Raw genomic sequence first — 19,694 nt, 5'->3', positions numbered from 1 at the left:
ATCTGACGATCAGGAGCAGGATCAGGAGTGATCCTTTCACAGGAGACAAGTCATGTCTAATTCAATTAACCCGTCCAAATCACCAGAGATGGGCACAGCAAAAGTGGAAGTAAATAAACTCGGCTTAGATAACCCTGCGTTTTGGATCAGTGGGGGATTTCTAGCTCTTTTTGCAACAACGGCGATGATAAACAGTGAATTCCTATCATCGATAGTCAACAGCGGTTTCGGTTGGGCTGTCCAAGTGTTTGGTGCTTATTGGCAGGCATTACTGTTGTTAACCTTTTTCATCGGTCTCGTACTGGCATTCAGTGGTCTGGGTTCAGTGCGACTGGGCGCAATCGCTAAGCCTGAAATGGATGGCTTTAAATGGATGGCGATTATTCTCTGTACTTTACTGGCCGGTGGTGGTGTCTTTTGGGCGGCGGGCGAGCCGATTGCCCACTATGTGAGCCCACCGCCATTATATGGCGTTGAAGAAAACACCACTGTGCGCGCTTTCAACGCACTGGCGCAGTCATTTATGCACTGGGGATTTCTCGCGTGGGCGATCCTTGGCACCTTGACGTCAATTGTGTTGATGCGACTGCATTATGACAAAGGCTTACCGCTTCAGCCTCGTACTTTGCTTTATCCTATTTTTGGTAAACGGGTACTGACACCAGTATTCGGTGGCATCATTGATGGATGCTGTATCATTGCGGTGGCTGCTGGCACCATTGGCCCCATAGGTTTTCTGGGCCTTCAAATCAGCTACGCGCTTAACGACCTTTTCTCTATTCCGGATACGTTCACTACTCAGTTCATTATCATTTTAATGGCGATTGCTATATATACAGTTTCAGCACTGAGTGGACTAAACCGTGGTATTCAGATTCTCAGCCGTTTCAATGTGATTCTTGCCTTGGGTCTGATGGTTTACATTCTGATCTTCGGCTCAACCAACTTTGTCATCAATGCCTATCTTCATGGTGTGGGCACCATGCTGGATAACTTTATTCCTATGGCAACATTCAGGAGTGATGAAAACTGGCTTGGCTGGTGGACTGTCTTTTTCTGGGGTTGGTTTCTCGGCTATGGACCTATGATGGCCATCTTCATTGCCAAAATCTCACGTGGCCGAACTATTCGAGAATTAATCATGGCAATCAGCGTCATTGCGCCATTACTGACGTGCTTCTGGTTTACTATCGTCGGTGGCACCGGACTGTCATTTGAAATTGCCGACCCGGGCTCGGTCAGCAAAGCGTTTGAAGGCTTTAATTTGCCAGCGGCATTACTGTCTATCACTAAGCAGTTGCCAATGCCCACCCTGATCTCGGTACTGTTTCTCATCCTCACCACCATCTTTATCGTCACCACCGGTGACTCCATGACCTACACCATCAGTGTTGTGATCAGTGGAGAAACTGAGCCGAATGCGATTGTGCGTGCTTTTTGGGGCATCATGATGGGAATTTGCGCGCTGGTGTTGATTTCTCTGGGCTCCGGTGGGGTTTCAGCGCTGCAATCTTTCATTGTTATCACCGCAGTACCTGTTTCTTTGATACTGCTCCCCTCATTGTGGAACGGCCCCAAAATGGCCATTGAAATGGCGAAGGAGCAAGGTTTGCAGTGACCCGTAAGGGATAGAGAATGCCCGGACCACACTTAGAGCTATTATTGAAAAAATAAGGTGTGGTCGTCACCAGAGATGGAAGAGGTGATGTTATGAGAGCAAATGATATGGGGCAAAAACCGTTGGCTTTTCGGATGCCCAGCGAAATAATGAAACCTGAAAGACTTGGTGCGATGCACCAGACAAGGATCAGTTTTGTCAGAAGCTTGCTGAGAAAAGTCACCAGAGAAAACTGGTCGATTGAAGCATCTTTGTGGGACATGAATGATCAAGGGTTTGGCACTTCTGTGTATACCGTCACTACCCCCGCCAACACTTACCAGTTAGTTGTATTTTCTAACGCGATTGAGGACCATCAACGTTGCGATCGCGTCATAGCTGAAAAGTGGGATGTCACATTTGCACTGGTTCGTGGCACCCTGTCTGATGATGAACTGGAAAGACTGCGTCAGAATGTGCCCTTACAGGAGGCCGGAAGAAACAGCACGCAGGTACTGGTGCTCGCCCGTGCAAACAAAAGTGTCAGGGTATTCGAGCATATTATTGCCTCACTGGCGGAGGGGAAACAGCCGGATGGCGATGTGCTAGCAAACGTGGGCTACATACTCCGAACAACCGCAGTCTACGGCAATGGTAAATTTGGTATTGCTGACTTTGAAGCCCTGGAAAACTCCGATTTTGAATCATCCTTCAGCGCGCAAATGTGCGCTGTATATGTGCTGCGTCAGTTCAGCCTTGACTGGGTACATTATTTGTCTGAGCTGCGTGGAGGTGATAAGTCGGTAGCGCTTGACCCTCTGCTTCAGCGCTACCTCGGGGTGGGCAATGCAACAGGTCTTGGTATGGCGCCTTATTTGCTTCGTCACCCTTGTGTGGTCGATCAATGGATCACACAAAGAGAGCACGCACTTATGTCAGTGCTTGAACAGCCTGTAAACACAGAGTCTGCCCCGCAGCTCATTCGGTTTCTTTCAAAGGCCGCCACGCATTTCTCACAGGTGGTAACGATTGATGATGACCAGCGTGAGAAAACCTGATTGCATCCAGTGAGTTGCCACATCTGATTGAGCGTGTGAATAAGCTACTGGCTAAGGGAGGCGAAACCTGGCACACATTAATGTCAGCAGTCACTCACTTCAGCCACGAAGCGCAGGAAGCACTGATAGCCTGCCTGATTGAGATCTATCCTGAGAGCGTTGACCACTTTGAGCAGGGAATGAATACCAAAGAAGAGGTATCTATTACTCCCGGTACCCGTGTATCTGACATGATCACTTTACTTGAAGACCGCTATCGGTGGGCGCTTGATATTGATTTTTCCGAGCCGGAGAGCCAGTACTGGTTCTGGTACCGTTCTACAGACAAAGAAGAGCCCCGGCTGGGCATACGAGGTGAGGAGCCGGGTGAGGAGTGTGAGTTACCGCTTGATGTTGCTCGTCAGGTCAGTCGTTTTTATCATGCACTCAAAACCTATCCAGACGGTGACTCGTTGGCAAAGTTCCTGCTTCAACATCCCGGTTTCAGACAAATTGCACGTCGCTGCGATACGTTGGGTCATCGCATGATGGGAGATATCCAGATAAACAGCATTGGCAAAACCTGTAAGCCAATGCACTTGTTGCGTTGTAAACTCTCCATGTTCGGTGCGACTAAATTTGATCCACGCTCTGACCGCTGGGTGAGGGTAACCCTTTATCAGGGTGCACCATTGTGGGCGGATTTGTCAGAGCCGGACATGGACGATCACTGGTTATTCCCGATATTGCCAGACATCCCCAAAAAGCGCGGAGATGAGGGATGTTGACGGTCACACGGAATGAGCTGATCAGTCTTTGTACCAAGGCTTTTGATGCTACACACTGTGTTTGCGGTGAATCTGATGCTATTGCGACCATGGTTGTTGATTTGGAAATGGCTGGACAAGAGGGAGTGACCCGTTTTATTCAGGCTCTCGAGCTGGCAAAGGAAGACAGAGACCTTCCTCCTCAAGTGACAGATAAAGCTGATAACCGCGTCATCGTTGATTGCCATGGTGCCAGTATTGTCTGCCATCTTCCCAGTCTGGTTGATTACGCTTTGGAGCGTCTGGCCGACAGGCCAAGAATCATACTTGAGCTGCAACGGGTTCACAGTCGATGGCTGGCTTTCAGCGAACTACGGAAGCTTGCTGGTAAGGGGCTGTCAGTCTTTGCACACTGGAGCGGGGGAGAAGAAGGCGTTGAAGTTGAGTGTTTTTTGAATGCTGGTCAGTTGTTTCCTGATATTTACATTGACACATCAGTTGAGTCATTCTCACAGAGCATGAAAATCATCATCAGCAAACGCTCCATTTCAGCACCCGTTATCTCGGAGGATATCAGGTATATAAGCTCCGGTTCTTTGGCAGCTACTTATCATGCAGCCTTTGATATGGGGATAACAATCAGCAGTGAAGATTGGCAAATGCTTAAATCTATCGCGGCAATGAATCTGGTGGAAGATAGCGATATCTCCAAGCAAAGAGCAGGTGACTAACAAGCGGGATCCTCCCGCTTATTTACTTTATTCACGCTATTGTTAAAATTTATAAATGAAATAAATTTTATAAAAAATAGTTATATGTTTTACTTGAGTTGAACCGTGTCAAATATATTTAACCAATGAGGCTGTTATTTTTTTAAGTTATTAATTTAATTAAATTATCTCTTTCCGCTTTAATATTTTTATATATTTTTACAACTTATTTCCCTCTATGTTTTTAATTTAACATCGTCTATATCTCTTTTTTGAAACGCTATATATCGTGACTATACACCATATTTCTACTGTTCTATCTGAGTAAAAGCCCTATCGAAAATATCAGAGGGGAAAAATGTTAAAACAGATAACAAGATTGGTTGCGGTCACGCTATTACTCACGCTCGGCGGGTGTACACAAATATGTGTCGAGCAGGGAATAAAGCCTATTTTTCTGCCCCGTTTCATCACTCAGGGATTAGATCAAGCTAAGTACGAAGCACCCTGGCAGGAAGGAAACGGTTTAAGTTATTTTATAAATCAGGCGGAGAGTTGGCGGCCAGATGATTATCAATATCCCGAGGGCACTTTAAACGAATACATCATTATTGAATATGACGGATATCAGCAGCTGATTCGCTATCTCATTGTTCCGCAGGATAAAGAGTTACATCCGACAGCGAAAGGAACGCTGATGCTGCTTCAAGGCTGGAGCGGTGCTTGGTTATACCCTTTCGACAAGCAATCATATCTCAACCGAACAGGTCAGCTTGCCCGCGAGCTTGGGATGGAGCTTCTACTCGTCGATCTGCGTGGACATGGCATGAGTGAAGCCAGCAAACCGTACAAAGCGGCAAGTACCTATGGCGACAAAGATGTTGATGATCTCACAAAGCTGTTGCAAAGACTTGGAAGCCGGATATCTAAACCAGTGATGGTCGCAGGTCACTCCTACGGCGCCAGTTCAGGTACTTTGCTTGCGATTAAAAACCCTGACGTGGTGGCATCTATCAACATGTCAGGCTTATCGTCTATCGATAATGTTCTCCAGGCTGTGAAGGGAGCGGTTTCAGACTTGGCCCCTGAATCTGAGGGTCTGCTGGACTTTTGTTCAGTTCAAACGGGGTTTCTACCTGCGCTACTGACCAGAGCGGAAAAAGAGTATGATTTTGACCGTAAGGGTTCAAGCATTACGGCGCTCGGGCAACAGGGGAAAGAAGTGCCTTTACTCCTTATCGGTGGGTCAGACGATCTCAATGTACCGATTGAGAATCTCCACCAAATTAAGCAATCTCGCCCCAACCCAGATAACGTGAAGACGGTCGTATACGAAAAATGCGATCACGGCTCTTACTTGCCGTTAGACACTATGTATGACCACATCAGGTTTTTTTTGACGTCAGTGCTGACGGACAACCCGTTGAGCATGCCTGACGATGCGTCTTATATGTGTGAAGGCGAGACCTAGTTGTTTCTCAGAAATGATCGATCAAATAAGTTGCATCGTTAATCATAATTGTTTTATACACCTTGATGACTAGGAGACATCCAATGCCGATCAGCCTGACCCACTTAAAGATGCAACTGAAAGTAGAAAAGGTCGTCTTTCATTCCCTTGATCTCAGCCTATATCAGGTATCGGCTGTAGTTGGAGGTCAAGAATTGCTGGTCACTGACGACGATGGAAAACCGCTAAGAGACCACAGCTTGCATGGATTACAAAAGCACTTTAAAGCGGTAAGAGCTGAATCTCACGTCTTAAGACAACAAAGCGCTTATGATGAAATGGTCGGTCATAACCACAGTGCTGCTGACAATACTATGGAGATCCCCATTGCCATTAATCCCATGGTGTAACTCGCTCAACGTTACGGTTTGAAATGAGCTGTATAAAAAAAGAGCCCTTGGGAGGGCTGCAAGTGAAACTAGAGGTTAGGATTATGAAATTTTTATTTTCAATTTAATGGTAGATAAGAAATGTGACGTTTGCCACATTTTTTGTAGTCCTATGAATTCGTTCACATTCCCTTTCGCACGCAATCTTGATAAGTTTTTTTAATCGTTATCGTCGTCTAATAGATAAACGTATTCACCTTTCAAAGTCCACCTTGCCTACTGTTACAAATAATAACCTCCTGAATATTGAAGTGTTTCCCAACTTTTGCCTACTGAACAGCGTCGAGTCTACTGAGACGCCATAATAATCCCCTTTTTATATTGATGTCTTTAGGCATCTTGACGATGGGATAACAGGTGAACATGTGAAAGCCGTCTTATTTGATCTGGATAACACACTGACAGACAGAACTGCGTCGATCAGTCAATATCTGGAGATATTCTTGCGCGATTTTTCCAGCAATCTACTGCAAAGTGTCGATGCTAAGTGGTTAACAGACAAAATTCTCACCATAGATCAGGGCGGCTATGGTGGGCACGACAATAGATGTCAGCTGCTGGTGGATCTGGATATATGGCGCGTTAAACCCAATGTAAAATCGCTGTTAGATCATTGGTTCACTGTGTTTCCCCATCACCCTGTTGCGATGGACGGCATGATGAACATGCTTGATGAACTATCGAAACGAGGTATCACTATGGGCGTGATCACCAATGGTAAAGATGAGGTTCAAAGAGCGAAAATTCGTGCATTAGGCATCGAACATTTTTTTGATTGTGTTGTCACGTCAGGCGGCAGTGGTCTGCGTAAACCTAACCCTGATATTTTTCTTCTTGCTGCTCGTAATCTGAATGTTGCTGCTAATGAAACGGCTTTTATCGGCGACCATCCCATTAATGATTACTGCGGTGCCAGGCAAGCCGGAATGCGACCTGTTTGGATAGAGGGATTTATTCCATGGCCCCGAGAGGTCAATGAGCCTGAGCATGTTGTCCAATCATTACATGCTATACCTGAACTGCTCTTATCTCTCTGATAAACGCGATATCTCTCGTTACATTAACGGAGTAGCTGTAAAGCATTCAACGGTAAATTATTTGCCTGCCCCAGCATTGTCATGGTGGCATTCTGAAGCATCGCCATTTTGCTCATGCTGACAGTCTCTTTGCCTATCTGAGTATCAAGTATTTTACCGTTTGCGCCAGTAATATTAATTTTGTTGGTTTCTAGGCTGTTTAACGTATGGCCAATGCGATTTTCCATTGCAGCGATATCAGCTCGTTGTGCATCAAGTCTTTCAAGCGTTGAGTCGATGGCGGCTATTGCATCTTGCGCACCAGCAAGAGTCGAAATATCAATATCCTGATATGAACCATCAGTTCGTGCGGTCATTACTAGGCCGTGTTCATCGTAATCACCCATGAGTGTGGCAAGGTTACCCGCGATTCTAAGTTCAGAGTGAGTGCCTGCTTCACTGTTCATCTCTGCTTTTAGCCGATAATCGTTGGTAACTGAGAAAGTCACATCTGTGACATTGGGAGAGCTGAAACTGCTGTTTTGCATTGCGTTCAGGCCATCAACTACCTCTCCCAATGTTGCACCCTGTGAAGCTTGATAAGTCACTGAGTCGAGTTCGAGTGTATCTTGAGTCGTTTCATCTAACGGCGTGAATCTTATTTTATCTATGGCCTTAAATAACATGCCCCCACCAGGCATATAGTCCGTGGGGTATTCAAGCCTAAAAGTAGGTTGCTCTGTGGTAACACTTCGGGTGCCGAGATCTGCATATTCCCATCCATTTGTCGTAATGTTGTGAGTTGAGCTGGTAGTTGTTCCTTCCATGCTCAGATTAAATTGATGATCACCACCTACTCCTTTAAAACGGACCTCGGCACGGTATAGACCTTGCGTCAGCGCTGTATCGAATTCAAGCGCCTCGGGCAACGATTCTGGAGGAGGGCCATCTTGAATGTGGCCAACAAAAGTCTCATCTGAAAATGAGGGACCGGTGAGCTGGAACCCAGCAGCGCTTATATCGACTCCTCCGGGGCGGTTCCATTGGTTAAAAGGATAAAAACCCATGTGATAAAAGTTTGATCCCGGCGTGTTTTCATGGGCACGATCAAATTCTTCTGCTTCAAACGTTACCGCATAAGGCGTGTTGATAGTGTCGTTAAGTGTTGAACCTGCAGGGTTGGGGACCTCGAATTTGGTTATGACTATCTGGTTGCCATGGTTAACAGCGAAGTTAGAGGTGGGAACAGTCCATCCTGCTGACATCGCTTGTGTTGCTGTGAATACGGTATTAGCTTGCTCGCTACTCCGAAGACTATCTAGGCTGAGTTTCATGGCTTCGCCAGCTTCTGCGCCAGCTTGAATAGCGGTATTGTCCATAGAGCCATTGAGCAATTTTTTGCCGCCAAAGCTTGTGGTTTCTGCTATCCGGTTTATTTCATCTTTCAGTGCAGAGACTTCTTCCTGCAGAGCAATACGCTCTTGCTTACCCATCGAGCCGTTTAATGATTGAAGCGCCATTTCACGCATCCTTTGAAGCATCGAATATGACTCCTCCATCGCCGCAGAAGCAGTCTGGAGCACAGATAAGCTGTCATTCAGGTTGCGAATGGAGGTGTCGTAGCCGCGGGTTTGTGCGGTCAATCGTGTGGAAAGATGAAGGCCGGCGGCATCGTCTTTAGCGCTGTGTATACGCGTGCCAGATGCCAGTCGGTCTATCGACTCGCTTTGCGCGCGCGACGTGTTGCTTAAATGGCGATGAGCCATCATTCCTTGAAAATCATTAACAATATGTCCGCCCATGATGCTCCCAAGTATATTAATTCCGTGAGTGCAAATGATATTAATATTTTTATTATTAATTCTTTTAACGTGTTTTTTTTCATGATCTTTAGTATTTTTTCTTTATGGTACTTAGTTCTGTCTTTTATGGTACGTAATTCTATTTTTTGTATTTAGTAATATATTTACCTCTGATTTATAATTATCCTTCACGAGTTTTTTACCGGGCATATTGTCAATTAGATAAATAATGAAAGCCTTGTAGCCTTCATTAATCCGATAGCCCTACCTATTTCTGAGAGCGACTATGTTTGTAAATGACGATGCCCACCAGAATGTAAAAATAAGAGAAGCAAGAGAATCTGATCTAAAACCTATTAATAGTCTTTATCGACAAATTAATGCTCAGCATTACCAAGGTGCGCCTGAGGTTTTTGCTCAGTTACCTGACGAGCAGAATCAGGAAATGGGAGAGCTTCACAGGCAGATTTGTGATGTGAAGTGTTATTTTACAGTCGCTGAGTGTGGCGGCAATATTATTGGGTACACCACGGCAAGAATAAAAGAGACGCCCAAAGTGTCTTTTTTTACGCGGACATTTGATATGCCGTGTTGATACTATTGTGGTTTCCAAATCATCACAAGGTGTGGGAGTGGGATCTGCTCTCATGGCGAGTGTAAAAGCTTGGGCACATAATCAAGGAGCGACTGAATTGCGACTCGAGGTCATGGAGTTCAATCAAGGTGCCATCGAGTTTTATTATGCACAAGGGATGGAAACACAATCGCGTATCATGTCGATGAGCTTGGACGACTTATACGATTAGGCTATCTTCAGTTTACATGCTGATTTTACCGACAATGTATTCTGCAATTGGAAAGCAGGACGTCGCCGCTGGTGATGGCGCATTACACACCATCAAGCATCGCTTAGTGGTATGAAAGTGAAAATCATCGATCAGTTTTCCGTCTCTTGATACCGCCTGTGCTCTTATTCCCGAAGGATAGTCACCTAAATCTTCCATAGTTAGCAACGGACAATACTTCTGAACGTGTTTGAGATATCCACGTTTCCAGAATGCATTTTTTAGCTCCTGTACCGCTGAGTTACGATGATTCCAAACCAGCTTTCTGAAGCCCGCATAACCCAACATATCGAGGCTATCTTTGGCGCTAAAGGCTGTTTTTTCGTAGCCTTGCCTTGCAAAGCTCACCACAGCGTTGGGGCCAACAGTCACTGAGCCATCTACCATCTTAGTCAGGTGTATGCCAAGAAAAGGCAGATTGGGATCAGGGATAGGGTAGATGAGGTGTTTTATGATTTGATTATGCTCAGAGGGGAGTTGGTAGTAATCGCCTCTAAACGGAATGATGCGGAAGTCTGGCTCTTGACCTAATAGCTTTACGAGTCTGTCAGACATCACGCCCCCGCAGGCAATCAGTTGATGCGCATGAAAAGTGTTTTCATGAGTGACAACAGTGACACCGGATTCAGTTTCGCTCAGATAACTGACGTCCTCCTTATAGAGAACATCTCCACCGTGTTGTTTGACGATTTCAGCCAGACGCAGACAAATCAGTCGATAGTTGACGATGCCTGTAGAAGGTACAAAAATTGCGCCTTCACCTGAGATATTGGGTTCCTTCTCTGATAGTGCCCGTTTATCGAGCACCTCTATTTCAATGCCGTTTTCTTTGGCGCGCGAAATCAGCCCTTGCATACGTTCCAGCTCAGTCTCATTTGTCGCCACTAACAACTTGCCACACTCTTCAAACGGAATGTCATGCTCCCGACAAAATGCCTTGATGGCAATGTTTCCGCGTTTGCAGAACTCTGCCTTGAGGCTCCCGGGCGTGTAGTAAACCCCAGCATGAATGACGCCGCTATTACGGCCAGTTTGATGCAGAGCGGGAGAGCCCTCTCTCTCTAAGACGATGACTTTGGACTCTGGATACTTTTTCTGCAATTCATGCGCAGTGCTCAGACCGATAATGCCTGCACCAATTACTAAGAAGTCACATTGTCTCATTGGGGTTCCGTTCCGTTATATTCCGTAAAAGCTTGAGCCAGTGCTGGAAAAGAGAAGTGACCTTGATGCTACCATGCAGAGAGACGCTTACCAAGGAGGCGACGTCTATGAATCATTCCATGCTAGATATCAGTGATGACGTGCAGGTGGCACTTAACCAAGGACAGCCTGTAGTGGCGTTAGAGTCGACCATTATTTCTCACGGTATGCCTTATCCCAAAAATGTTGAAACAGCGTTAGAGGTTGAGAAAGCGGTCAGGGAGAGAGGCGCCATTCCTGCAACAATCGCAATCATTGATGGAAGATTAAAAGTTGGGCTGTCAAAAAAGAGCATCGAAGTGTTGGGTAAGGCAGGAAAGGAGGTCGTCAAAGTGAGTCGCCGTGATATGCCATTTGTAGTAACGGCTGGCAGACATGGTTCGACCACTGTGGCTGCAACCATGATTATTGCGCAAATGGCCGGGATCAAAGTGTTTGCAACCGGTGGCATTGGTGGTGTGCATCGTGGGGCAGGGGAGACATTTGATATTTCAGCCGATTTGCAGGAACTGGCTCAGACAAATGTGGCTGTCGTTTGCGCAGGGATCAAGTCTATTCTCGACCTCGGTTTAACGCTGGAATATTTGGAGACGCATGGTGTCCCAGTGATAGGCTATCAGTGTGATACCTTGCCTGCGTTTTATGCGCGCGAGAGTGATTTTGGGTTGGAATATCGCCTCGATTCGCCCGCTGAGATTGCGAATGCACTCAAGACCAAATGGGCATTGGGTTTGAATGGCGGGGCGGTGATTGCAAATCCGATCCCTGAGGCATTTGCAATGGATAGCAAGGTCATAGATGAGGCTATCGAAAAAGCGTTGAGAGATGCAGAGAAACACAAGATTACGGGTAAAGCGTCTACGCCTTATTTGCTGGCAAAAGTGTGTGAGTTGACGGGGGGAGAGAGTCTGGATGCAAATATTGAATTGGTGATTAATAATGCCAGACTGGCAGCAGACATTGCAATTAGTATGTAATAAAAAAAGCAGCCATATGACTGCTTTTTTTGGATGAAGTTGGACAGTGGCCGAATCAGGCGGTTTCTTGCTGGGGCGTCCCAGCACTAATCTTTTTTGATTCCAGCTCAGCTTTACGTTTTTTCTTGCGATCTTTCGGATGATTAACCGGGATAGCAGACAGCAGGGTTTTGGTGTAATCCGCTTTTGGTGATTGGTAAACCTCTTTTGCGGGACCGTATTCAACCATTTCGCCGAAATACATAACAGCAACGTTATCAGAGACCTGACGTACGACAGATAGGTCGTGAGAAATAAATATCATCGCCAGATTCATTTCCTGTTGCAATTTCAGCAGCAGGTTAATGATTTGTGCTTGCACCGAAACGTCCAGAGCCGATACTGATTCGTCACAAATCAGCAATTTAGGTTTAAGGGCAATGGCGCGTGCAATACCGATACGTTGACGCTGGCCACCCGAGAACTCATGGGGATAACGCGTAATGGCGTCAGCGGGCAAACCAACTTTTTCTAGCAGCTCAGCCGCCCATTTACGGCGTTCAGCGGACGTACCTATATTGTGAATGACAAAGGGCTCTTCGAGGATCATGCCGATAGTGTGGCGTTGGTTAAGTGATTCTAGTGGATCCTGAAATACAACCTGCATGTCCTTGCGTAGTGGACGCATTTGTTTGACGGTGAAGTCAGTAATATCTTCACCTTCAAAGAATATCTTTCCTTCAGTCGGTTCATATAGTTTTAGAATGGTTCGGCCCAGGGTGCTCTTTCCGCAACCAGATTCACCCACCAATCCTAACGTTTCACCGCGCTTTACACTGAAGGAAACGCCATCAACGGCTTTTATCGTGTAGCCTTTGGCAAAGATACCTTTGCCAGAGGTAAAATGTTGTTTGAGGTTTTCAATTCGTAGAACTTCTTGAGACATAATTAACCCCTAAACTCTGGAAACTCAGTGACGTCGACAGGTTTAATATCGATCAATTGCTTTGGCTCACTGTCAAGGTCCGGCATAAAGCCAAGCAAGCGTTTGGTGTAAGGATGTTGAGGGTTATCAAAGATATCAAATACATCTGCTTTCTCAACGATCTTACCCGCATACATAACGGCAACATCATCACAGACTTCAGCGACGACACCAAGGTCGTGTGTGATAAATATCATCGACATGCCGGTTTCTTCCTGAAGGTCGTTCATCAGTTCGAGAATCGAGGCTTGAACGGTCACATCAAGTGCAGTTGTCGGCTCATCACAGATAAGAATATCGGGTTTACATGCCAATGCCATGGCTATCATAACCCTCTGGCGCATGCCGCCAGAGAGGTTGTGTGGATACTCGTCAAGCCGTTTTTCCGGCATCGGAATTTTGACCTTATCAAGCATCTCTAGTGCGTATTGACGGCGCTCTTTTTTAGCAAGCTCTGGTCTGTGAAGTTCGAGAACTTCCATCAGTTGCTTGCCAATGGTATGAACCGGATTGAGCGCCGTCATTGGGTCCTGAAATATAATGGCGATATTGTTTCCCCGCATTTCATACATCTCTGACGCGGGTAGAGTGACCAAATCCTTGTTACGGTAAATTATCTCGCCGCTTACCACATTGCCATAGGGCTTAGGTAACAGGCCCATTATCGACATGGAGGTAACACTTTTACCACAACCTGATTCTCCAACCAGTCCCAGTGTTTTCCCCTTCTTAACATCAAAACTCACGCCATGAAGGACTTTCACTGGCCCATTATCGGTCAGAAACTCGGTTTCAAGGTTTCTGACACTCAGTACAACATCATTCATCATATGCCATTACCCTTTTTGCTTAGACTTTGAACTTGTCGTCAATAACAACAACTTTTTCAAAGGTTTTACCTGCTTTCATTGCTTCGCGTGTTTCTTTCTCGACCTCAGTGTCTATCCAGAATGTAGATAGATCAATCGGTGAGAAAATCAGCTCAGTTTGTTTGGTCATTGGGGTGCTTGGGAACTTAACCCAGCGCCAGTGCACTTGACGGTCGTAAGGCACCATGTATCCAGGAACGATGATATTGGCATCTTCAACTATCTTCTGAATCTGATGCGAAATCTCAGCACGTTTTGTTTCATCAAACTCAGCGCGATAAGCATCAATCAGTTTATCCAACGCAGGATCACTGAAGTTGTTGAAAGCATTAGTTTGAGGTTTGGCATTGTCTGAGTGCAGGTACTCCCAGTAAGCTGGCGTGTCACCGCTGCCCATATGTAAGAATACCAGTTGGTGTTTCTTCTCCAGCGCATACTTAAAGTAAGCTGAGGGGTCTAGCATCTGCATATTGAATTCAAGGCCCGCCTTTTTCGCTTGCTCTTTGAAGAAAGCGATACGCGGTGTGTGAACTGGGTAGCCATAAGTGATATTAAATGATAACCGCTCGCCTTTTTCGTTTACACGGATACCATCTGGACCAACTTTGTCAAAACCGGCTTTTTCGAAGTATTGAATAGCCAAGGCTACATCAAATTCAGGTGCTTTCGCATCAGGCCAAGAGTAGTCACCATGTCCGAAGCCCATGCCACTTGGAAGACGCGAGTAGTCACCGCGGAGAACATTGGCGATCATGCCATCAAAGTCTGTTGCATGCGAAACGCCTTTGCGGACATTGATGTCGTTGAGCAGTGGCATTTCGGTATTCATCCATAAGCCACCTGCGCCTTGAGGTGTTTGGTTGAAGCCCCAGAATTTCTGAACATATCCTTTCTCGAAGGCCTCAGAGTCAGACTTTTCATGCCAATAACTTGGGAACACCATACGGAAGTTGTCCAAGTCACCTTTTTCAAAATGCTTCAGGGCAATATCAGTGTCTCGGATAACTGACATTCTGATTTTTTCTACGTTGTAGCGATTTTTGTAGTAGCGATTACTATAACCCCACCAGTCTTCGCCAACGTGTTTGAAGGTCAGTGATTTCCCTTTTTTCACTTTGTCTAAATAGTATGCACCAGTGGTTGGCTCTGATTTAAAGTTGTATTTTTTGACAAAGTTATCTGGCATACCGTCGCCATTTTTGTCGCCTTTATCATTGGCATAGAAATGCTCAGGGCGAGGCTGAACGCCGTTGCTTGGCAAGTTGATATTTGACATCAACGTCGCCTGGCTCAGCTCTTCTTTTTGCGTGATGGAAATGGTGTAATCGTCATATTTAACGACATCGACAATAGTGTTGGTGAAAAAGTCGGTATACCAAGGATCGACAATGTCTTTCGAGCGGTTGTACGTCAGCATAAACAGGTAATCGTCAGCGGTTACCTTTTCGCCGTCATTCCACTTCGCAGTTGGGTCAAGTTTAAAATAGACTGTTTTGTTATCGTCACCGAATGCCCAAGACGTTGCGAGCTGAGGGATATATTTACCAGTATTTGGATGTCGCTGGGCCAGCTTCGGCGTACCGTCCATCAGGTAGCCTCGGATCCCTGAATTTGCTGTTGGTCCGACACTGCGCAGCGTTTGTGGGAAAGATGCCAAATAGGTGGTATAGGTACCGCCACGTTTCGCTTCCTCTGATGCGAACAATGGTTCGTCGTTATTTGAAATCCATTTAAGATCAGCAGGGAGCGTCGCCGCAAAACCTGCAAAACTTGCTGAAGACAGTGCTGCCGCAATCGACAGTGAGAGTAGTTTCTTCATCACATTTCCTTGTTTACTTTTTTGGTTATACATAGCGGGTGAATTTTTTAGGGTCAAATGCAGTTCGGACTGCTTCGCCGACAAAAGTCACCATAACTAAAACGAGTACGAGTGCCGTTACAACAGAGGCAACAATCCATGGTGCATGTAGGTTTGAACGGCCTTGCTGAAGTAGATCCCCCCAGCTTGGTGTTGGAGCTTGCAAACCAAGACCGAGAAAATCGAGTGCGGTCAGGGTGGTGAGTGCTGATACAATAGCAAAAGGTGTTGCGGTCACCACGACGACCATGGTGTTCGGTAGAATATGTTTGAATAGTATCCGTGATGTTGAGGCACCTAACGCCCTGGCAGCCATCACATATTCACGGGTTGATTCCTTGTAGGTCATGGTTCGCATTGCCCATGTGATACCCACCCAGCCAAAAAGAACGTTTATCAGGACAAACAGCGAGAAGCTGGGAGAGAATATAGATACTACTATCATGATCACATAGAGGAATGGCAGCATTGACCAGACTTCAATAAATCGCTGGGCAATGATATCAAATTTACCGCCGAAGAAGCCCATGGAACAGCCTACGACAATACCGATCACTGTCGAGATAGCGACGGTAAACAGGGCAAACGTCATCGCAATCCGGAAACCATACAGTAAGCGTGCGACCATATCGCGCCCCAAAGTATCAGTCCCCAAATAATGCTGCGACTCTATGCTGGGTGCGAGAGGGGGAAATGCACCCGTATAATCCTGCTCAAAGGCGTCGTAAGGAACCAGAGGCATAATGACGAAGTTGTCGCCACCTTCCTGTTTGAACGTTTCTCTTAGTTCTCGGTAGTTTGGCTCGTTGGGATAGCCGAGTCCAAAATCTGTCCCTTTTCGAATGTCAGAAAAAACGGGAAAGGATAGCTCGCCATTATAGCTGACTACCAGTGCTCTATTGTTCACTAATAGCTCGCCAAATAGGCTCAGAATTAACAGTCCGGATAGTATTAACAACGAGTAATAACCGCGCTTTATGGACTTAAAGCTGTTGATTTTTTTCTGTGTAAGAGGACTAAATTTAAACATCACGAACCAAACCTTACTCGTACACGAGGATCTGCAAGTGCAACACAGATATCTGACAAAATATTTCCAATCATAAACAACAGGGCATTGATTGCTGCTATTGCCATCACGACCGGATAGTCGCGTTGTATGATCGACTCGTAGCCCAGCAATCCAATACCATCAATATTGAAAATAACCTCGATAAGAAATGCCCCTGTAAGGAAGAACATCAGAGAGTTACCGAAGGCACTGGCAACTGGAATAAGGCTGTTCTGCAGGGCATGTCGCCTAACCGCCTTTTTGAACGGCAGACCCTTAGCAATCGCTGTACGAACGTAGTCTGCGGAAAGGTTTTCCATCAAGTTGTTTTTCATGGTCATAGTCAAAATTGCAAAATCACCAATGATGTAGCAGATAAGCGGTAAAAATCCGTGCCACAGAAGGTCTTTTGCCATGTCCCAGACTGATTCCATATCCTCGAAATCGTCACTGACAAAGCCGCCCATGGGGAACCATTCAAGGTTGAAGGCAAACAAAGTGATTAAAAACACACCGACAACATAACCTGGCAGAGCAAAGCCAGTAAAAATCAGCACTGAGCTGGCAGTATCCATTGTTGAATTGTGTTTGACAGCTTTGAAGTAACCCAAAGGGATAGAGATCAAATAGGAAATAAAGAAGGTTATTGCCCCATAAAAAAGTGATATGGGTAGACGCTCTATGATCATGTCGGTGACAGGTTCAAAGTAACGGGTAGATTCGCCAAAATCGAAAACGATAAAGGCATTCAACCACTCCCAATATGCTTGAGGAATAGGTTTATCAAGGCCATAAAATTCATTAAGCATTGCCAGTTGGTCTTCATCCAACTGTGTATTTCCACCTGCAACTTGGCTGGCGGCCTGATCGCCCTGTGATTGCATACTGGCAATCATTTGCTCAACCGGACCACCCGGTACAAATCGGGTTATGGCAAAAATAAGAACGGTTATGCCAAGAAAAGTTGGCACTATAAGGGCTAAACGCCTAAGTAGATAAGCTAACACCTGCTGACTGTCTCCATGTCATTGCGCATCCGTTGGAGCCTGGATACTGCTTTTAGGCTTCTAAAAGTTCAAATGTGTGAGTGACAGGCAGAATTGAAATTTTTCTGTAAAGAGATTGCTCTAACCTTTGTCACCTCTCGTGAGCTGATTCAATAAGCTTCAGCTTCGCCGAGTTATTTACCTGAAATAGATTTGTAACCTTTCCCAGACAGACATCATTAGAGCTCATAATTTATATGGACTTCAAATCCCCAAGTTTTGTGATTAATATCATGAAAGTAGTGATCCAGTGAATTAATATTCACTGCAGTGAATGATTCTTGTCTGGTGATTAAACAATCAATATATTTTATGTTCGTTTTTACCAATAAAAACAATAATTTATATATTCATTCTATATTGTAAAAAAAAGTTATAAATTTTTAAATTTGTATTAATGAATAGAGCCTGACGTGAGTTTTTTGTGTGAAATCGAAAGATATTTCGGCGCATGTCACAATATGAAGTGTGGTTGATTAAATTAAAAACAAATTATTCTGCTGTTAAAGCGTTGATCAGAAGGAGATGGTTGTTAGATTTTCAGCGATATTGTCGTTGCTGGTAGGTAAATCGGCGGTGTTTTCGTGATTAATATCGCTCTCCTGATGTTAGGACAAGGATTCAGTTACTGGAAACTACAACTGATCATACTTTTTCGCGCTGCCGTAACACTTTTCGATGGGATACTTGATGCGGTTTTTTTCGATTTTTCTGTCGCAGGCTGTTTCGATATCAATGTTACATTTGTCTGCGAGTCGCAACAAGTAGAGCATAATATCCGCTAGCTCATCACTGAGTGCCTCATTGTTGTGTTCATGAAGAGTGAATGATTGCTCTGACGTTAACCATTGAAAAAGCTCAGTCAATTCTCCGACTTCACCGGATAACGCCATCGCCAGGTTCTTTGGTGTATGAAATTTATCCCAATCCCTTTCTTCGGCAAACACAGCCATTTCGTGCTGTAAACGAAGCAGGGGGTTACTTTTGTCATCGCTCATTATTCTTACCTCATTAATGCTTGTTAAGACTTTCACCTTAACAGGAATCTGGCGGATTACGCGGTGGACAAGCTTATTTGATAATGACTTTTGTTGTAAGACTCTTGGCCTCATTACCCGTGATTAAGCATGACTGTTGTATTTTACTCTTTTTGATAACGGCTAGTTTGCTGTTAATCTGGTTAAATATTAAGCATAAGGGTAACGATTGGTTAAGGATGATCGAGCGGTGTGTACAGTAAGTTGGTTGAACAATGAGCAAGGGTATCAGGTTTTCTTCAACCGTGATGAATCGAGACTTCGTCCTGTTGCACTCCCTCCAGATACATTTAAAGGTGCCCATGGCCGTCATATAATGCCAGTCGATCCTGAAGGCGGTGGGACATGGATATCTGTTAATGAGCATGGAGTGTGCGTGTGCTTACTTAATCTTTACCAGGCAGAATACTTCCCCTCAAAAACAACGGCTGGAGTTGGAGCATTAAGTCGAGGGCTTCTCGTGAAGTCATTGGCTTCACTCCCTTCATTATCTTTGCTGGAGCAGTCATTCTGGCGTCATCAACACAACGCCTTTTCTCCTTTTAGTTTGCTAGCTTTTGCCGATGATCCAGTCTCGTCTGAATTCTCGGTGTTAACGCTCAGGTGGGACGGGAGGCATGTGAGAAAATGTATACCGGAAGAAGCAATGCTTACATCGTCTGTTCGGTACAAAGAGGTCATGCCAATTCGTCAGTCCGTTTATCGGAGGATAATGTCTCGGTATCAATCATCTGAAAATGCATGCCTGTTTCATCAAAGCCATTTACCTGAGAGGGGGTTTCGCTCAGTGTGTATGCATCGTGACGACGCAAAAACAGTGAGTTTTACTCAGGTGTCAGTAACAAAAGACAAAGCTAGCATGCGTTATGTTAACGGCTCTCCCTGTGAAAGTGTCGACGAGTCCTTCTGTAGCCTCACTAGAAAGCCTTAAAGTTCAAGTAAGCGGCTTATAACGCTCTTATCAGTATGAGGAAACACCGTTAAATGTTGGTTTTTTTGAGCGCCGGTCTGCTTTT

At 45.3% G+C, this 19,694-nt stretch carries 17 protein-coding genes and 1 pseudogene; 10 read left to right on the top strand and 8 right to left on the bottom strand.

The window, feature by feature from the left end:
- The first annotated feature begins 52 nt into the window (after positions 1-52).
- The 6 genes and pseudogenes from A8L45_RS00160 to A8L45_RS00135 all read left to right on the top strand — a co-directional run bounded on the left by A8L45_RS00160 (position 53) and on the right by A8L45_RS00135 (position 7,047).
- Entirely contained in the window at positions 53-1,618 is a 1,566-nt protein-coding gene (locus A8L45_RS00160; protein WP_068897980.1) for a BCCT family transporter, read from the top strand.
- 92 nt (positions 1,619-1,710) lie between these two features.
- A pseudogene (locus A8L45_RS00155) lies at positions 1,711-3,422 on the top strand (hypothetical protein).
- Positions 3,416-4,132: a DUF3726 domain-containing protein gene (locus A8L45_RS00150; protein ID WP_068897978.1), complete on the top strand. Its 717-nt coding sequence runs from the start codon at positions 3,416-3,418 to the stop codon at positions 4,130-4,132. The pseudogene A8L45_RS00155 and the gene A8L45_RS00150 overlap by 7 nt, the downstream one beginning before the upstream one ends.
- A gap of 337 nt (positions 4,133-4,469) precedes the next feature.
- A complete protein-coding gene (locus A8L45_RS00145) occupies positions 4,470-5,582 on the top strand; it encodes an alpha/beta fold hydrolase (RefSeq protein ID WP_068897976.1) in 1,113 nt (370 codons plus the stop codon).
- Positions 5,583-5,665: 83 nt separating this feature from the next.
- Complete coding sequence (locus tag A8L45_RS00140; protein ID WP_068897974.1) at positions 5,666-5,971, top strand: DUF6482 family protein; 306 nt, start codon at positions 5,666-5,668, stop codon at positions 5,969-5,971.
- Positions 5,972-6,375: 404 nt separating this feature from the next.
- Positions 6,376-7,047 (top strand): HAD family hydrolase, encoded by a 672-nt coding sequence (locus A8L45_RS00135; RefSeq protein WP_068897972.1) that lies wholly within the window; start codon positions 6,376-6,378, stop codon positions 7,045-7,047.
- A 23-nt stretch (positions 7,048-7,070) separates the two neighbouring features.
- Here the strand turns inward: A8L45_RS00135 and A8L45_RS24315 are convergent, their stop codons facing one another.
- Positions 7,071-8,828, bottom strand: coding sequence for a flagellin N-terminal helical domain-containing protein (locus A8L45_RS24315; protein ID WP_068897970.1), 1,758 nt, complete (start codon positions 8,826-8,828; stop codon positions 7,071-7,073).
- A gap of 286 nt (positions 8,829-9,114) precedes the next feature.
- Here A8L45_RS24315 and A8L45_RS23620 point away from each other — a divergent pair, with 286 nt between their 5' ends.
- Both A8L45_RS23620 and A8L45_RS23615 read left to right on the top strand, forming a co-directional pair.
- Positions 9,115-9,423 carry a GNAT family N-acetyltransferase gene (locus A8L45_RS23620; protein ID WP_083228120.1) on the top strand — a complete coding sequence of 103 codons (309 nt, stop codon included), beginning with the start codon at positions 9,115-9,117 and terminating at the stop codon, positions 9,421-9,423.
- 37 nt (positions 9,424-9,460) lie between these two features.
- The gene (locus A8L45_RS23615; protein WP_245680608.1) at positions 9,461-9,634 is read left to right on the top strand and encodes a GNAT family N-acetyltransferase; all 174 of its coding nucleotides are present in this window, start codon (positions 9,461-9,463) and stop codon (positions 9,632-9,634) included.
- A gap of 12 nt (positions 9,635-9,646) precedes the next feature.
- Here the strand turns inward: A8L45_RS23615 and lhgO are convergent, their stop codons facing one another.
- Complete coding sequence (gene lhgO, locus A8L45_RS00120; RefSeq protein WP_068897969.1) at positions 9,647-10,837, bottom strand: L-2-hydroxyglutarate oxidase; 1,191 nt, start codon at positions 10,835-10,837, stop codon at positions 9,647-9,649.
- A 107-nt stretch (positions 10,838-10,944) separates the two neighbouring features.
- Here lhgO and A8L45_RS00115 point away from each other — a divergent pair, with 107 nt between their 5' ends.
- The gene (locus A8L45_RS00115) at positions 10,945-11,853 is read left to right on the top strand and encodes a pseudouridine-5'-phosphate glycosidase (RefSeq protein ID WP_068897967.1); all 909 of its coding nucleotides are present in this window, start codon (positions 10,945-10,947) and stop codon (positions 11,851-11,853) included.
- A gap of 55 nt (positions 11,854-11,908) precedes the next feature.
- On the opposite strand, the gene A8L45_RS00110 is transcribed toward A8L45_RS00115, so the two are convergent.
- From A8L45_RS00110 to A8L45_RS00085, 6 genes are all read right to left on the bottom strand, one after another.
- Complete coding sequence (locus tag A8L45_RS00110; RefSeq protein WP_083228118.1) at positions 11,909-12,778, bottom strand: ABC transporter ATP-binding protein; 870 nt, start codon at positions 12,776-12,778, stop codon at positions 11,909-11,911.
- A gap of 2 nt (positions 12,779-12,780) precedes the next feature.
- On the bottom strand, positions 12,781-13,647 hold the full coding sequence (locus A8L45_RS00105) for an ABC transporter ATP-binding protein (RefSeq protein ID WP_083228117.1): 867 nt from the start codon (positions 13,645-13,647) through the stop codon (positions 12,781-12,783).
- Between the two features lie 19 nt (positions 13,648-13,666).
- Positions 13,667-15,505, bottom strand: a complete 1,839-nt coding sequence (locus tag A8L45_RS00100) for an extracellular solute-binding protein (RefSeq protein ID WP_068897965.1) — start codon at positions 15,503-15,505, stop codon at positions 13,667-13,669.
- A 25-nt stretch (positions 15,506-15,530) separates the two neighbouring features.
- Complete coding sequence (locus tag A8L45_RS00095; RefSeq protein WP_068897963.1) at positions 15,531-16,574, bottom strand: ABC transporter permease subunit; 1,044 nt, start codon at positions 16,572-16,574, stop codon at positions 15,531-15,533.
- Positions 16,574-17,602 carry an ABC transporter permease subunit gene (locus tag A8L45_RS00090; RefSeq protein ID WP_068897962.1) on the bottom strand — a complete coding sequence of 343 codons (1,029 nt, stop codon included), beginning with the start codon at positions 17,600-17,602 and terminating at the stop codon, positions 16,574-16,576. Before A8L45_RS00090 ends, A8L45_RS00095 begins: the two co-directional genes overlap by 1 nt.
- A 674-nt stretch (positions 17,603-18,276) precedes the next feature.
- The gene (locus A8L45_RS00085) at positions 18,277-18,639 is read right to left on the bottom strand and encodes a nucleotide pyrophosphohydrolase (protein WP_068897960.1); all 363 of its coding nucleotides are present in this window, start codon (positions 18,637-18,639) and stop codon (positions 18,277-18,279) included.
- Between the two features lie 229 nt (positions 18,640-18,868).
- Between A8L45_RS00085 and A8L45_RS23610 the strand changes: the two genes are divergently transcribed.
- Positions 18,869-19,609: an NRDE family protein gene (locus tag A8L45_RS23610; RefSeq protein ID WP_175401861.1), complete on the top strand. Its 741-nt coding sequence runs from the start codon at positions 18,869-18,871 to the stop codon at positions 19,607-19,609.
- The last annotated feature ends 85 nt before the right edge of the window (positions 19,610-19,694 follow it).

It is taken from the genome of Veronia pacifica, assembly GCF_001707825.1.
Lineage (GTDB): Bacteria > Pseudomonadota > Gammaproteobacteria > Enterobacterales > Vibrionaceae > Veronia > Veronia pacifica.
This window is presented reverse-complemented; position numbering and strand designations above follow the sequence as displayed.